The 14131-nt window shown below is 59.0% G+C and carries 14 protein-coding genes and 1 pseudogene; 9 read left to right on the top strand and 6 right to left on the bottom strand.

Features of this window, described 5'->3' with window-relative positions:
• A pseudogene (locus K9B33_RS16450) lies at positions 1-215 on the bottom strand (IS110 family transposase); the annotation flags it as partial.
• A 37-nt stretch (positions 216-252) separates the two neighbouring features.
• Between K9B33_RS16450 and K9B33_RS16445 the strand changes: the two are divergent.
• The 7 genes from K9B33_RS16445 to K9B33_RS16415 all read left to right on the top strand — a co-directional run bounded on the left by K9B33_RS16445 (position 253) and on the right by K9B33_RS16415 (position 8902).
• On the top strand, positions 253-477 hold the full coding sequence (locus K9B33_RS16445) for a hypothetical protein (RefSeq protein WP_224550149.1): 225 nt from the start codon (positions 253-255) through the stop codon (positions 475-477).
• 546 nt (positions 478-1023) lie between these two features.
• Positions 1024-3312 carry a TonB-dependent receptor gene (locus K9B33_RS16440; protein ID WP_224550148.1) on the top strand — a complete coding sequence of 763 codons (2289 nt, stop codon included), beginning with the start codon at positions 1024-1026 and terminating at the stop codon, positions 3310-3312.
• Positions 3313-3382: 70 nt separating this feature from the next.
• Positions 3383-4741, top strand: coding sequence for a spinster family MFS transporter (locus K9B33_RS16435; protein WP_224550147.1), 1359 nt, complete (start codon positions 3383-3385; stop codon positions 4739-4741).
• 14 nt (positions 4742-4755) lie between these two features.
• Positions 4756-5508 carry a hypothetical protein gene (locus K9B33_RS16430; RefSeq protein ID WP_224550146.1) on the top strand — a complete coding sequence of 251 codons (753 nt, stop codon included), beginning with the start codon at positions 4756-4758 and terminating at the stop codon, positions 5506-5508.
• A 661-nt stretch (positions 5509-6169) separates the two neighbouring features.
• Entirely contained in the window at positions 6170-6625 is a 456-nt protein-coding gene (locus K9B33_RS16425; protein WP_224550145.1) for a hypothetical protein, read from the top strand.
• 24 nt (positions 6626-6649) lie between these two features.
• Positions 6650-6916 (top strand): hypothetical protein, encoded by a 267-nt coding sequence (locus K9B33_RS16420; RefSeq protein WP_224550144.1) that lies wholly within the window; start codon positions 6650-6652, stop codon positions 6914-6916.
• Between the two features lie 315 nt (positions 6917-7231).
• Positions 7232-8902: an ankyrin repeat domain-containing protein gene (locus tag K9B33_RS16415; protein ID WP_224550143.1), complete on the top strand. Its 1671-nt coding sequence runs from the start codon at positions 7232-7234 to the stop codon at positions 8900-8902.
• A gap of 275 nt (positions 8903-9177) precedes the next feature.
• On the opposite strand, the gene K9B33_RS16410 is transcribed toward K9B33_RS16415, so the two are convergent.
• The 4 genes from K9B33_RS16410 to K9B33_RS16395 all read right to left on the bottom strand — a co-directional run bounded on the left by K9B33_RS16410 (position 9178) and on the right by K9B33_RS16395 (position 12175).
• Positions 9178-10554, bottom strand: a complete 1377-nt coding sequence (locus K9B33_RS16410) for a serine hydrolase domain-containing protein (protein WP_224550142.1) — start codon at positions 10552-10554, stop codon at positions 9178-9180.
• Between the two features lie 137 nt (positions 10555-10691).
• Complete coding sequence (locus K9B33_RS16405) at positions 10692-11324, bottom strand: hypothetical protein (RefSeq protein WP_224550141.1); 633 nt, start codon at positions 11322-11324, stop codon at positions 10692-10694.
• Positions 11321-11623: a PadR family transcriptional regulator gene (locus tag K9B33_RS16400; protein ID WP_318011145.1), complete on the bottom strand. Its 303-nt coding sequence runs from the start codon at positions 11621-11623 to the stop codon at positions 11321-11323. The genes K9B33_RS16405 and K9B33_RS16400 overlap by 4 nt, the downstream gene beginning before the upstream one ends.
• 252 nt (positions 11624-11875) lie before the next feature.
• Complete coding sequence (locus tag K9B33_RS16395; protein WP_224550140.1) at positions 11876-12175, bottom strand: putative quinol monooxygenase; 300 nt, start codon at positions 12173-12175, stop codon at positions 11876-11878.
• A gap of 167 nt (positions 12176-12342) precedes the next feature.
• Between K9B33_RS16395 and K9B33_RS16390 the strand changes: the two genes are divergently transcribed.
• Entirely contained in the window at positions 12343-12714 is a 372-nt protein-coding gene (locus K9B33_RS16390) for a helix-turn-helix domain-containing protein (protein ID WP_224550139.1), read from the top strand.
• Positions 12711-13310 (top strand): ATP-dependent Clp protease proteolytic subunit, encoded by a 600-nt coding sequence (locus tag K9B33_RS16385; RefSeq protein WP_224550138.1) that lies wholly within the window; start codon positions 12711-12713, stop codon positions 13308-13310. Before K9B33_RS16390 ends, K9B33_RS16385 begins: the two co-directional genes overlap by 4 nt.
• Here the strand turns inward: K9B33_RS16385 and K9B33_RS16380 are convergent.
• The gene (locus K9B33_RS16380; protein ID WP_224550137.1) at positions 13231-13716 is read right to left on the bottom strand and encodes a recombinase family protein; all 486 of its coding nucleotides are present in this window, start codon (positions 13714-13716) and stop codon (positions 13231-13233) included. The genes K9B33_RS16385 and K9B33_RS16380 overlap by 80 nt on opposite strands.
• Between the last annotated feature and the right edge of the window lie 415 nt (positions 13717-14131).

The following is a 14131-nucleotide window of genomic DNA, read 5'->3' as shown; positions in this document are numbered from 1 at the left end:
GGCAAGCCCTCAGCTATGAGCGCATGGAAAAACCAGACCGACAATGGTCCAGTCTCAAATACCACCCGCCTTGCGTTCGGCGCGCGCTTGCGGATCACTTCTGCAAGAAGCTTGGGGTCGGATGCGCACTTGCCACGTCAAATGCGCTTGCCGTCCTGACGAATTGAAATCGAAGTGTCTTTCAGGGAGACGTCGAGTCCTATATGCTGATCCACGGTTGTCCCCCATTGATGCTGGGCCCGGTCCAAAATCGTGAGCCCGTTCTTCATCTTACCGGGGGGCAACCAACCTTCCAGCAATCCCGTGCATCTGGCCAATGGCCGGCGCTCCCGCGATTACTTCATGTTCGTTCGTGCTTTGGCCGAAAGCTACCGCGCTGTCGGCCTGGGCACGGAAGTATCGGACAATATCGTGGAAACGGCGGTTCACTATACCGCATGGTGGTGTGCGGTGATCGGCGATGATATCGGGTCATAGAGGGAAATCGGCGGGGTTGGCGGGCCGCGCCCGATGAAGATGAGCACTACGACATTGTCATAACCCTTTGATGATTATTAAGATACTTCGTGTTGGGCGGGTTTCTGCGGCATTTGGGTGGCTAACGGTACCCATTTCGGGCGTTTGACGGGGTATTTCCGTTTCTTTCGGGGCAATTGCGCGGCGACTGGCTGATATCCATGTGTTTGTGGGCAGGCAGGAATGGTTCGCCCATCCAGACTCGAAAGACTAACGCATCCTGCGGCAAAGAGACGTGCATGGCTTGCATGCCGGAGGGGCGGGGTTTTCTCCGTTCGATCAAAAGCGTCTTCCTCCGAGGACAGATACTTTCTGGCCCTAGCCGCTAAGGGCTCTGATCAACAAAAAATCAGCACGGGGTGGATAGCTCGAATGAAGCAAGATCATCAGGCCACTAAGCACTCGCGTCTTCGGTATACTTCCTCGGTTAGCGTCTTGGTTCTGGCACTCGGGATGTCATTCTCTCTAGCGAGCGCGCAGGTAGTACCGGTGGCACCGGCGGGGCAAATGTCTCCAGATGCGGAGTCGATGTCGAATTCCCCATCAACGGTCGGTGCCGACGCAGCAGGCGACCAGAACGACATTGTCGTCACGGCACGACGCCGCGACGAAACCGCCTCGCAAGCACCGGTTACACTCACCGCGGTCGGGGCATTGCAATTGGAGCGACAGGCCATTGTGGGCCTCGCGGATATAGCGCGCTTCGTTCCACAGCTTGTTATCGGCGATTCACAGAGCGTACAGGGCGGCAGCATCACGTTACGCGGCATCGGCAGCAGCGAGTCCAATCCGTTCGCCGACCAGGCCGTGTCCTTTTCGATCGACGGCGTGCAGATCGCCCGCGCCACCGTCCAGCGTATGGCGCAGATGGATCTCGCTCAGGTGGCCGTCTACAAAGGACCGCAGGCGCTCTTTTTCGGTAAGAACAGCCCGGCCGGGGTCGTCGACATTCGCACAGCCGATCCCACCGCTAATTTCGACAGCAAGGTTTCGGGCAGTTACGATGTCAAGCAGACCGAGTGGCGGACCGACGGCTTTGTTTCCGGTCCTGTCACCGACACATTGGGCGCGCGTCTTTCCTTCTATTCTTCGGGGCTGGACGGCAACGTGCGGAACATCGCGCCTGCCGATCCTGTCCTCGGCTCCGTTCGGGCTGACGCAATCCGCGATCGCGAATATGCTAGCCGACTGACACTCAAATTCGAACCGAGTGCTGCCTTCGATGCGCGCCTGAAAGTGAGCTATAATAATCTCAAAACGGGCGGGCCGACCGAGAACCAGCAGCTCATTAGCTGTCCCGCCGGTGTCGGCGCATTATCCCCTTCCGACAATTGTAGGATCGATTCCACCGTCGTTCACCCCAACTTCGGCCCCAGCTTCTCAAGGATCGATCCCCGCTACGGGAATGGCACACCCTCCCTGACCCAGACGCAGTGGCTGGCGTCGTTCGAAGCAAATTATCATCTGTCGGACACGCTCAAACTGACATCGACGACGGGCTTTTATTCAGCCAAGACAAAGTACCGAGATACGCTGAATTCGTCGACGACACGCGCAAATCTTCTGGCGAATTATCAAGAATTTCGGGACAAGGAATTTTCCGAGGAAGTGCGGCTGACCAGCAGCTTTGACTTTCCGGTCAATTTCATTGTCGGTGGCTATTATCAGCACGCCAAACTTTATGACGTATTTATTGCCGCGCGGAATGCCGACGCGCCCGTGGTCGTCGCGAATTTCAATAATGCCGCAACACAGCGGTCGGACGCCTATTCCGCTTTCGCGCAGGCGTCGTGGAACATCCTGCCAACGCTCGAACTATCGGGAGGCGGTCGGTATTCATATGAAAAGAAGCGACTGACAGGCGAAATATTCTATCTGCCAGTGACCACTGCGGTTCCGGAACGCAGCTTCAACGATTTCTCGCCGGAAGCCACCCTGACGTGGAGGCCGATGCAGACTGTGACGCTGTACGGCTCCTACAAACGGGGGTTCCTGTCTGGCGGCTTCAACGTGAGCGCTGTCGATCTGGCAGGGGATCGCTCGTACGATCAGCAGACCATCAAAGGTCCGGAAATCGGCTTGAAAACGCAATTGTTCGACAGAAAACTGCGGTTGAATGTCGCTCTTTACGATTATGACCTGCGCGGCCTGCAGGTCCAGTCGCAGGTCGGCATCACGCAAATCGTCACTAACGCCGGCAAGGCCAGCGTTCGCGGCGGGGAAATTGATATCAACTGGACCACGCCAGTTGCGGGGCTCACACTGACGGGGGCGTTCTCGTACAATCATGCCCGTTATGACGTTTACACGGCCAGTTGCTACACCGGGCAGACCATCGCGCTCGGATGCAGCGCCAATCCGAGTGCGACGGGTGTGTTTCGCGCCCAGAACCTGGCGGGCCGTCAGTTGGCACGCGCGCCATCGGTGATCGCCAACGCCGGGGCCGATTACCGCACGCCCATTTCGGACAGCTTCAGCCTGGGGTTCAATGTAAACGGCAGCCACAGTTCCAGCTACTACGCCAATCCTTCGCTCCAGTCGTCCAGCCTTCAGAAAAGCTATTGGCTTTTGGATGCGGGCGCGACGCTGGCGGCGCGCTCCACAGCATGGGAGTTGGCGGTGATCGGGCGCAACCTCACTAACAAGCTTTATGTCACCCGAGCGAACGACGTGACGTTCACCGGCAGCGGAACAGGCACGGCTGCCGGGCTGCTTTCGGACGTGTCCGCGGTGCCGTCACGTGGTCGTCAGATCATGCTGCGGCTGACCGTGCGACCGGGTGAATGGGGGCGATGAGTAACAGCACGGGCTGCATGATCGCACCGGGGCGATGGGTAGAACAGGTCTGTCGAAGGATGATCGCGCCATGACGGGAACTTCGCCCTCGCGCAAATCCGCGTATGTTGCCCTGTTCGTTCTTATGCTGAGCTATCTGCTGAGCTACGTCGATCGTACCGCGCTCGGCGTGCTTCAGGAACCGATCAAGCAGGAACTCGGCCTGAGCGACTGGCAGCTTGGCTTGTTGAGCGGGCCGGCCTTTGCGCTGCTCTATTCGATCGTCGGCCTGCCGCTTGCGCGACTGAGCGAACACCGCAATCGATCCGTGATCCTTGCTGCCTGTCTCGTGCTCTGGTCCGTCATGACGATGGTCTGCGGTCTTGCCCGGACGTACGCGCAGATGCTGTTGGCCCGGGTCGGCGTCAGCATCGGCGAGGCGGGTGGGACCCCCGCCGCCCATTCGCTGATTGCCGATCTGTTTCCCAGCAAGGAGCGTGGACGCGCACTTGCCTTCTATTCGTTCGGCGCGCCGGCGGGTGCCTTCCTCGGTGCCGTGACGGCTGGCTGGCTGGCACATCATTATGGCTGGCGAACCGCTTTCATCATGCTCGGGCCGCCCGGATTTGTTCTGGCGATCGCGGTCATATGGCTGGTCCCGCAGCTTCAGCGAGGCCGTCTCGATGTAAACGCGGGACAAGCGCAGGACGATGCTCCACCACCGCCGTTTTCCGCCGTTCTGAAGGTGTTTTTCAGCAATCCCGTATTGCGCCACTCGGCGGCGGGAGCGGCATTGATCGTTCTCGTAGGATATGGGATCGCGTCGTTCCTTCCGTCGTTCCTCATTCGCAGATACGGCCTCGACATCGGCGCGGTCGGCCTTATCTCGGGCTTGGTCAACGGCGTGGGTGCCGGTGTCGGGACACTGGCGAGCGGTTTCGCCGCAGACCGCTTCGGCGCGCGGAATGTACGCTTTTACTCGTGGCTCCCCGCTATCATGGTAACCGCCGCCGCACCGTGCTTCATCCTCGGCTTTCTTAGCAGCACCCTCGCCGTAGCCGTACCATTGCTGATGATCGCCACGCTCGCGATCTTCACCTATCTCGCGCCGACGTTCGCGCAGATGCACAACATGATCGACGCTCGCATGCGCGCGACCGCGTCCTCGATCATGTACCTGATCATGAACCTGATCGGACTAGGCATCGGGCCGCCGTTGATTGGCCTGATCAGCGATTACATGACGCGGGTCGCGCTGACCCAGGCAGCCGGATCGGGTCTGGTACCGCGCTGCGTCGGGGCCGTTGCATCGCTTCCCGTTTGCCAACATGCGGCTGGTATCGGCATTACCTATGCGCTGGTCGTCATCAGCCTGATCTTGTTCTGGGCGGCGGCGCATTTCTGGATTGCCGGCTACCATGTCGGGCGTCGCAGACACGCAGTCGAATAGCCGGTATGATGGTCGTGAGCGACAGGATCGATCAAGCCGTAGCGCTATTGGTGGAAGCCCATGCGAGTGGCGTCCGGACGCTCCTGCCGACCGACCTTACGGAAGCGGAAGCGCGCGAAGTTCAGATTGAAGTGATCCGCCGACGCGGGTCGATCGGTGCGTGGAAAATCGGTCTCGTCTCTGGGGTGATGCGTGCTGCGCCTATTGCCATCGCAGCTGTCGCCTCCACTGGACACCATTATCCTGCTATCACGTTCGGCATGCGCGGCCTCGAAACCGAAGTCGCGCTGCGCCTCGGACGCGCATTTCTTGCCGGGGGTGATCCGCCCACGGACCGTGACATCGTCGATGCCATCATCGAGGTGCGATACGCGATCGAAATTCTAGACTCGCGGCTCTCGAATTGGCGCAACGCTTCGACCGAGCATACTTTGGCGGATGGACTGAATAATGCTGGACTGGTTTTGGGTGCTGCTATTTCCGACTGGCGGCGCCAGAACCTTGCTCAGCCAGGGGCAACGCTGTTCGTCGACGGCAATTTGCGAGGCCGGGCAGAGGGCAACGGTTCGGGCGATCCGGTCGTGCTTACGGTGACACTCGTCCGACACTGCCATACACACGGCCTGGATATCTTAGCCGGGACCTGGATAACGACCGGCTCGTCGACCGGGTGCACCTTTGTCAATGAAGGTGCGAACGCGATCGTGCGTGTTAATGACGAGGACGTGGTCGGTGTGGCGTTTGGCGGTATTGGCGGCACCCGATAAAGCTTGAGCAATTCCCGTATCACCTCCGACAGAGAGTGAATAATTGGCAACCCCGTGTAATTGGAACGGCAGCTTTGCCGGACGTGTTACCTGAGACCCAGTGGGTCTCTTTACCAGCAAACTCTACGGTTCCTTGCTTGACCACAAACTGGCTTTTGCCGACATGCCGCCCGCCGTGTGATTGCCGACGGGCGTCCATTCCAGTTTACGGTTGTTTAGGCAGTCTAGGAGATGATCCTCCATGATGGATCGGACTCTGCTACCGGGAATAGGATTTTTGGCGGGCGCGCTGGTCGCATGCGCTTGAGTGGCGACCGAACCCGTTCGTCACTGTCCTGCGCCAAACGATTGGATCAGAGGGCAGGCTGAGTATGGTTTGAGCGCCGCCTCTATTATCGAACTATCAGCAGCCCGCACAATCAAATGGAATGGCAAAAAGATAACTTGGTCGCAGCTTGCCGAAAACATACAGGGCATAAGACGGCTTCCGTTAGGAGTATTGGTGATTTTCCGGCCAGACAGCAATGCGCCATGCGATGACAAGGCTCGTGTCAGGGCAATGATGCGCCGGTGGCTGGAATGTCAGTCCACTCTTTGTGGCGAGGGGCCGAAATGGGACGATTTAAAAGGACTAGGCAGACCCAATGTCTGAGGAGATGCCATGAATCAGCTAAGCATTTCTGGCTCTGTAGGGGTCGCCTTCCTGTCGGCGCTGCTTGGTTCGTTCGTCGCCACCATAATTCTCTGCGTTGGACTGCTCTTTTTTGGATCGGGCTTATTCAGTCTCGAAGGCATAATCGGACTGTTCATGCTCGCGGCAATCGCTGGTACGATTGGGGTGATATTTTCGGCTCCGCTCTCCATGTTCATTGGCGCGCCAATCGTCCGACTATGGGGCTATCGTATGGCAGCATCGCCTTTGCCGTTTTCCTTGTTGCTATCCATGGTAGGCGCAGTCGGAGGATGGGCAGTGTTCGCCGCTGCGTTCGACGGCGGAATTGGGTCAGCCGATCGGACCTACATAATCGCTTGTCTAATTTATGGGGGCGACAGTCGCTGGCACATTGCCGATCATGACGTCATGGCTCTTTCGTGCATGGACCACCACTCCGAGTGAGCCCATTTATCTGAGGTCGTCTTGATGAGAAAACTGACCGTCTTTGCTGGCGTTACTGCGGTAACAATTTCCTATTGGTTTACTGTGATCGTCGCCGGGCATTTCATCATAAACAGCCTGTATTTTTGTCACTCTGAATTGAGGGAGCCGCTATGGACACAGTGCCGTGACGGCAAGTACAATGCTGGTTTCATTATATTTTTCATTGCCCAAGCTGCTTTCACAGCTGCCATCTGGCGCACAGCCCCACATTTCAAAATCGACAAAAAACATCCGAATGCGCATCGTTAAATATTTGGCTCAACGATGCCTTCGAGCGCGTTGTAGGTGCCAACCTGCACGAGATACAGGCGATAGTCGCCGCCCGACATGTGATTTCCACCACTCGAATGGAAGTGAGACGGCGCCGAGCAGCGCTGCCTTGCTTTGCGAAGCCTGCATTGACAGGTGGCGCTCGCTCACCGATGATCGCCCCAGAGCGCATCTGGAGCGCCTCCTGTCCGCGGCAAGGGAGCCCCTCCCATCCAGCCAGTATTGAGCGATCTTACGAGCCCTTCTTCCGGCCTTTCGTAAGCGGACGTCAGGCGATGGGAAGGAAGGTAGAAGATGACCCGTGTCCTCACGCCCCGAACCTCTATCGAAGCGCTACGCAAAGACGCCAAGCGTTGGCTCAAGGCGCTGCGCGCCGCCGAGCCGAACGCCAAACGCCGCCTGACCGCGGCGTGGTACACTGCGCCCACCGAACCCGGACTGCGTGACGTCCAGCACGCGCTCGCCCGCGAATATGGCTGCGAAAGCTGGACGGCCCTCAAGGTGGCGATCGAGGAACTGGCGCTTACCGGCAGCAATCGGGCCGATCGCCTCGACCGTCTGCTGCGCCACGGTTGGGACGGCGACACCAGGATCGCCCGCCGCATTCTCGATCTCTATCCCGACATCGTCCGGCATAGCCTGTTCACGGCCGTCACCTGCGGCGACCTGGCGGAGGTCGAGCGGCGGCTCACCCGAGATTCGAAAGCCGCGACCCGGACCGGCGGCCGGCTCAATTGGACCGCGCTCGCCTATGTCGCCTATGGCCGCCTCGACACCGAAAATGCCGTTGCCATCGCACGCCTGCTGCTCGATGCCGGGGCAGACCCCAATTTTCAGTTCGATGATGGCTGGGGTAGCCCCTTCAAGATCCTGACCGGCGCGATCTGGCTTGGCGAGAATCACAGGCCAAGCCATCCCGAGGCTGAAGCCCTCGTCAACCTGCTCGTCGCGGCCGGCGCCGACCCTTTCGACCTTCAGGCCTTGTACAATATCGCCTGCGTCCCCGGCGACGCCGGTTGGTACGAGCTGCTCTGGCGTCATAGCGAGGCGCAAGGTGCCGCACATAAATGGAGTGACCCGGCCGCCGGCCGGCCGGGCGGGAATCTGGAAATCAGCACGCTCGATTTCCTGCTCGGCAGCGCCGCGGGCCAGAACCATCTCGCGCGCGCCGAATGGCTGCTCGCCCATGGCGCCAATCCCGACACGACCCAGCCCTTTCGCCACCAATCAATCCACGCGCTCGCCCAGATGTCGGGCTTTCTGGAGATGCTCGCCCTGCTCGAACGACACGGCGCACGGCCTGCCGCGCTCGAGGGCGTCCAGGCATTCCAGGCGGCCTGTCTCGCGGGTGACCAAGGCCGCGTCCGCGCGATGCTCGCCGCCGATCCGACCCTGATCGATGATCCGGCGCCGCTGATCGCCGCCGGCGAATTCGGCAATGCTCACGCCATCGCACTCCTGCTGTCGCTCGGCGCGTCGGTCCACAATCTCGGCGAGGATGGGATCAGCGCGCTTCACCGGGCGGCGCAATCAGGTTCTATCGAGGCGGTCGACCTGCTCGTCGCGGCGGGTGGAGATGTCGATCTGCAAGAGCAGCGCTGGGGCGGAACGCCGCTGAGTTGGGCGGTCATGATGGGCCAGCCGCATATCGCTGAGCGGCTCGCCCCGCTCAGCCGCGATCCTCGGACGCTGGGCTATATGGGACAGACCGAAAGGCTCGAAATGATCCTCCGCGAAGACCCCGCGAGGGCCAATCTAGCACTTCCTGACCCCGAGGGACCGACGCCGCTGTTTATCCTTCCGCCCGATCCCGATCGCGCAGCCTCCGTCACCCGCATCCTTCTCGCGCACGGAGCCGACGCCCGCTGGCGTAACGCCAGCGGCCGGACACCGATCGATTTCGCGCGCGATCAGGATTTCCACGAGGCGGCGGCGCTGATGGAAGCGGGCATTGCTCGCGGTTGAGCCGCATAGGAGATGCACGGCAATCAGGCGATAGTCGCCGCCCGACGTGCGATTCACGCCGTCCAAGGTTTTCCCGTCGAGATGCGGCCATTCCGGGAAACCTAAATTGGGAACAGATTACGGGAAAGGCTCGACTCTTGATCGACAAAAATCGCTCGCGGGGCGGGCATTCTCGTTCGTCCTTCCTATGCGGGAACATAGCATTAGCTCGACAAGCAAAGTGGTAAACGGGCATTGGCGCGAAAGCTGTACGAGCCTTGAATCCGCACTCAGGCCTACTGAACCGGATCAACGGTACGTAAATTCCAAGCGAATATCAATCGGTTACAAACCATATCGCGCGTTGCTAAACAAACAAAGCTTGTGTCCATATTGCCGTAATAATGCACGGCGACGTCCATGCCGTATGAATTTCCTCCGTGCCCCCAGCTTTGCTGTTCGGAGTTGATAACAAATCCCATGCCATACCAGGTGGTGGCACCGGCAGTCGTAGCGAGTTTGAACATGGCGGGAGACAGGAGCTTGCCGTCCTTCATAGTGCCGAGAAAACGCAGCATGTCGTTGGCCGTGGAAACCCCGCCTCCTGCGGACGCTCCCCGCCAGGGCAGGACATCCATGTTGGCAACCAGCTTCGGCTCAGCCCCGTAAAAATGCGTGTAGCCGACTGCTACCCCTTGCAGGTGGTCATGGTCGGGAAAGCCGCTGTTCGTCATGCGGGCGGGCTGGAAAACGTGCTCGGCGATATAGTCGTAATAGCTCCCGTTGGTCACCCTCTCGATGATCGCGCCGAGCAGGATGAAGCCGTAATTGGAATAATCGGCTTTACTGCCGGGCGGGAAGTCGGGCGCCCGGTTGCCATTCAACCGCACGATATCGTCGATAGTCCGAGTTAGCGCCCGATTGGCACCATCGTCGCGCCCGAGAATACCGATGTCGCCTGTGCCGCCCCGATGGGTGAGAAGCTGGCGGACCGTGACTTTAGCCATGTCCTTGTTGGGATAATCGGTCAGATACCGTCCCACCGGCGCATCGAGATCGATCTTACCGGCATCCACTAATTGTAAGGTGGCGACGGCCGTGAACATCTTGCCAGCAGACGCCAGGAACATAGGGGTATCGAGCGTCATTGGCGTTCGCTTGGTCGAGTCGGCGAACCCCCAATTGCGGGCGAGGATTCTATTACCGTGTCGCGCGATGATGATCGACCCGGCGAAGTCGTTTCGGGCTGCCAACCTGTCCGCGATCGCGGCCATCGCCTTGATTGAGCCGTCTCCCGAAAGTGGCAAGGGGCTGAAGTCTAGGGACTTCAGCTTGACCCCATCTGCTGCGAGTTCGAGTTTCGCACGCTGCAAACCGGGTAGGCAGCGCTGACGCAACAGCGCGGTCATGGTTGTAGCGGAGCGGGCCTCGGTCCGCTCAAGGTCGAAACCGCAAGTGTCCTGCGCGTTTTCCAGCGCAAACATCGGATTATCATCGCCGAGGTACTTACCGTAAAAGGCTTTGATGGTCGCCGGATCGCCCGAGTTGAATGCGGTCAGCCATTCTTCGAAAATGCGTTTGACAGGATCGCTCTGCTGGGCTGCCTGTCGCTCGACAGGTGGTTGAGCTGTAGCCGCGTTACCGAGCAGGCCAAGCGATAGCGCCAAACTCATTGTAGACCTCAACAGCATCATTGTTTCCAATCCCATTTATGACGACAAAAGACAGTTTTCGATATATGTAGACTTATTGAATGATCGATTTGTAAGGGTTGCAGCAGCGAAGCTTCAGGTCATTTGCTAAGGGTAGATTATGCAGTGCCGGGCAAAGCGTTCGAAATTAGCCGAGCATGCCATCGCGCCGCAGCGGCGAGAGCTATAAACTCGATCGCCAACATCACGACGTGCGAGATCAGCACAGTGGTGTCGAGGAGTAGCACCGCCATAAGCAGGAGAAGCGTCACCGTCGCGGCACCGACAGCCGCTCCGACCTTGAAGATGCGTAGCCAATCACGGTTTAGCAGCAGCCAGGCAAGACAAAGGTGCCCAACGCCGAGCGAACTCCAAAGCAGGATCAGGGCTGGGATTGATCTAGCCTGCGTCCACCCGAGAACAGGATTTGCCGAAGCACCGGCCAACAGCGCTCCGCCGGGCACACCAGTCCCGACAAACAGAAAATCGATTACGCATGCAAGATGCACGGCCGCCATCGGCACGAACAGTCCAAGCCCAAGAGCATAACTTGCCAATGTCAAGCGCCCGTCGCCATGTCTGTGCATGTCCCGCCACGCGGTAACAAGGCAACCTGCTGCAAAAGCCATTTGCCGCTCGTCTTCCACCGCAATTTCGAACTCGGCCTGCATGGCAAGTGCCCACTCCCGGCGGCGGTCGCCTAGGGACGCGATCGCTATCGTCATCACGGCCTGAGGAAGAGCGAGCGTCATACGCGGACCGCCGCCGACAGATAAACACCGGCGGGAGTAGTGACCTCTTGCGAGAATGCGAACCCCTTGGCGGTCAATCTATAAACATGTCGCGCGGGTCGGCCGAGCTGCACCGGCTCACGCCATTCAGCCTCGATAAGCCCTTGGTCTGCCATACGGATGAGCAGCGGATAGAGTGTGCCCGAGAGAAGACCCGTCTCTTTCATCAGATCGTAACCGTGACGCCATTGCTGCGCTCGCGCGGACAACGCCTCCAGCAGGACGAGCATCTGTTTCGAAGGGCGGCGATCACGGGTCATCGCGCAACTCAACATAGGTAGAGTTTGATGTCAATTGCGGAGATGACGCACGGCCGTCGTCGGTCACTGACGTGGAATGCTTGTCACCAAAGCGCCGATACCGAATGGTTGTTTCCATTTTTCGGGAACCCATGCCCTTTCCCGCTTCACCATCCCTATCGGGAAAACTAAGAAGGTGACGGCAATCAGGCGATAGCGCCGCCCGGCATGTGATTGCCGTTATGATCAAGCTGTTGGCAGGCGGACGGGAGGCTACGTCTTTTGGGGTTCCCCAACTTCGTAGACCCGCAGGTCACGATTACCAATACCGAGACTGGGCCAAGCCGCACGCCACTCAGCAATGTGCGTAGAAGCGAAGTGTCGATCTAAAACGCCCTGATCCGTCCACATCTCTTTCACGTGGATGAGGCCGGGGTCGAATACATCTTCTGCATAACCGTACTCGACGCAGCCTTCCTCTGCGCGACTGGAATCAGCCATACGCTTCATGATTGGGCAGGCGGCGTCCAAATTCTGGGCCGGTAAGCGGACAGTTCCTACGATCAGCAGCATGCGACAAGCCTATCGGCGTAAACGAACGATGGGAAGGGGTGGTCAGTGCGATGAGCACGATCGGATTCCCGTCACACGTTCCCAATCGGGAAGCGACGCAGCTTCCCCTTGAACTCACCATCCAATATCTGCATATGTAGCATAGGCAAGCATATGCAGGAGCAGCTATGATCGTCAGCATACCCGAGGCCGCACAGCGGCTAAACGTCTCGGTGGACACCATACGTCGGCAGGTTCGGAGCGGGGTGCTACCAGCCAATCGCGATGAGAAGGGACAATGGTGGCTCGACCTTTCCGGCGACGAACAGGCGACGGCCAAGGCAGCGGACGGGGATCGCATGGGCCTTGGTGTCGGCACCCCTCTGCAACGGAACGAGCGGGAGAGCTTAATCAACGCGCTGGAGGATCAGGTGGACGACCTCAAGGCACGCCTTGATCGTTCCGAAAATGAACGGCGCGAAGATGCTGAGAAATTTCGTGCTGAACGTGATCGCTTGCTAGAAATGATCGAACGTTTGGCAACGGGCAAGGGCCAATGAGCCTGATCCCGATGGTAATTGAGCAATCCTCACGCGGGGAACGCTCATTTGACATATACTCCCGCTTGCTGCGCGAGCGGATCGTGTTCGTCAAGGGCCCGATCGAGGACAACCTTGCGGCTACGGTCTGCGCACAGATGCTTTTCCTCGAATCCGAAAACCCCAAGAAGCCGCTAACGCTCTACATCAATTCGCCGGGTGGAGCCGTCACCAGCGGCTTGGCGATCTACGACACTATGCAATATGTCCGGTGTCCCATCGCCACGCTCTGTCTTGGGCTAGGCGCATCAATGGGGTCGTTCCTGCTAATGGCAGGGGCACCGGGGATGCGTGCCATCCTGCCGAATGCATCCGTGATGCTCCATCAGCCGTCCGGGAGCTTCAAGGGGCAGGCATCGGATATCGAGCGGCACGCAGCGGACATATTACGGATGCGGGAGCGCTTGGTCCGCCTCTACTCGCACCATTGCCGTCAGCCGGTCGATGTGGTGGCGCAGACGCTCGACCGCGATCACTTCATGAACGCAGAAGAGGCGTTAGCATGGCAGCTTGTCGATCAGGTGTATGAGCCGCGAAACGTAGAGCCGCCGTTGTAGGTGGACCTCCGCATTCCTGATATTCGATCCTTTCGCGCGTCAGCGCCCGTTCGTATTGAGCGAGCGCTCCAAAGAGCGAGAACAGAAGCTCGCCATGCGGTGTGCCCGTATCCATCTGCTCGGTGAGCGACCGAAATGAGATCCCGCGCTCCCTGAGATCGGTAAGGATCGCTAGCAGATGCGGCAAAGAGCGCCCGAGGCGGTCCAGCTTCCAGACCACCAGTGTATCGCCAGCCTGCAGGTATTCGAGACAGGCCTTAAGGCTGGTGCGATCCTCACGGGCGCCGGACGCTTTATCGGAAAAGAGATGCCGGGAATCGACACCGGCTGCGATCAACGCATCGCGCTGAAGATCGACCGATTGCCGGTCGTCGGTGGAAGAAACACGCATGTAGCCAATGAGCATGTCGGAAAACCCCTGATATCACGTTGTCGGACAGGGCTACTTTCCGACAGGGGTTTCCGGACACCATAGGATTAGCGATACGCACGAGATCGCTGGGATTCACGCAGTTCCGTGCGTGAGCAGCCCGAACCCGCCGGATTTCATGTGTTTTACGTCGGTAGGACGCCTACAGCCCTTCGGGCAGTTGAACCCCGCTGGGAATGCGCATTGTCGTGGTAAACATTCGCAGCTTTGAATCGGGCGCGAGACTTGTGATCGTCATAAGGTTCATCAGGTAGGGGGGGCGCTTCCTGGCTTGCTTGCCTGTGGGCCTACTGTGCCGCCAATAGTTGTGAGGCGGCAAGCAGCCTTGTTGCTCACAGGAGTGCCATCACCAGCCATAGCTGACAGCGGCAGGTTGTATTCACTCCGGCCC

It is taken from the genome of Sphingobium sp. 3R8 (genome assembly GCF_020166615.1).
Classification (GTDB): Bacteria; Pseudomonadota; Alphaproteobacteria; order Sphingomonadales; family Sphingomonadaceae; genus Sphingobium; species Sphingobium bisphenolicum.
The sequence above is the reverse complement of the archived record's forward strand: the minus strand, read 5'-3'. Positions and strand labels throughout refer to the sequence as shown.

Coding starts and splice junctions, on each gene's coding strand:
- K9B33_RS16440 (WP_224550148.1), top strand. CDS start 1,024: ATGTCTCCAGATGCGGAGTCGATGTCGAATTCCCCATCAACGGTCGGT.
- K9B33_RS16435 (WP_224550147.1), top strand. CDS start 3,383: ATGACGGGAACTTCGCCCTCGCGCAAATCCGCGTATGTTGCCCTGTTC.
- K9B33_RS16425 (WP_224550145.1), top strand. CDS start 6,170: ATGAATCAGCTAAGCATTTCTGGCTCTGTAGGGGTCGCCTTCCTGTCG.
- K9B33_RS16420 (WP_224550144.1), top strand. CDS start 6,650: ATGAGAAAACTGACCGTCTTTGCTGGCGTTACTGCGGTAACAATTTCC.
- K9B33_RS16415 (WP_224550143.1), top strand. CDS start 7,232: ATGACCCGTGTCCTCACGCCCCGAACCTCTATCGAAGCGCTACGCAAA.
- K9B33_RS16410 (WP_224550142.1), bottom strand. CDS start 10,554: ATGAGTTTGGCGCTATCGCTTGGCCTGCTCGGTAACGCGGCTACAGCT.
- K9B33_RS16405 (WP_224550141.1), bottom strand. CDS start 11,324: ATGACGCTCGCTCTTCCTCAGGCCGTGATGACGATAGCGATCGCGTCC.
- K9B33_RS16400 (WP_318011145.1), bottom strand. CDS start 11,623: ATGACCCGTGATCGCCGCCCTTCGAAACAGATGCTCGTCCTGCTGGAG.
- K9B33_RS16395 (WP_224550140.1), bottom strand. CDS start 12,175: ATGCTGCTGATCGTAGGAACTGTCCGCTTACCGGCCCAGAATTTGGAC.
- K9B33_RS16390 (WP_224550139.1), top strand. CDS start 12,343: ATGATCGTCAGCATACCCGAGGCCGCACAGCGGCTAAACGTCTCGGTG.
- K9B33_RS16385 (WP_224550138.1), top strand. CDS start 12,711: ATGAGCCTGATCCCGATGGTAATTGAGCAATCCTCACGCGGGGAACGC.
- K9B33_RS16380 (WP_224550137.1), bottom strand. CDS start 13,716: ATGCTCATTGGCTACATGCGTGTTTCTTCCACCGACGACCGGCAATCG.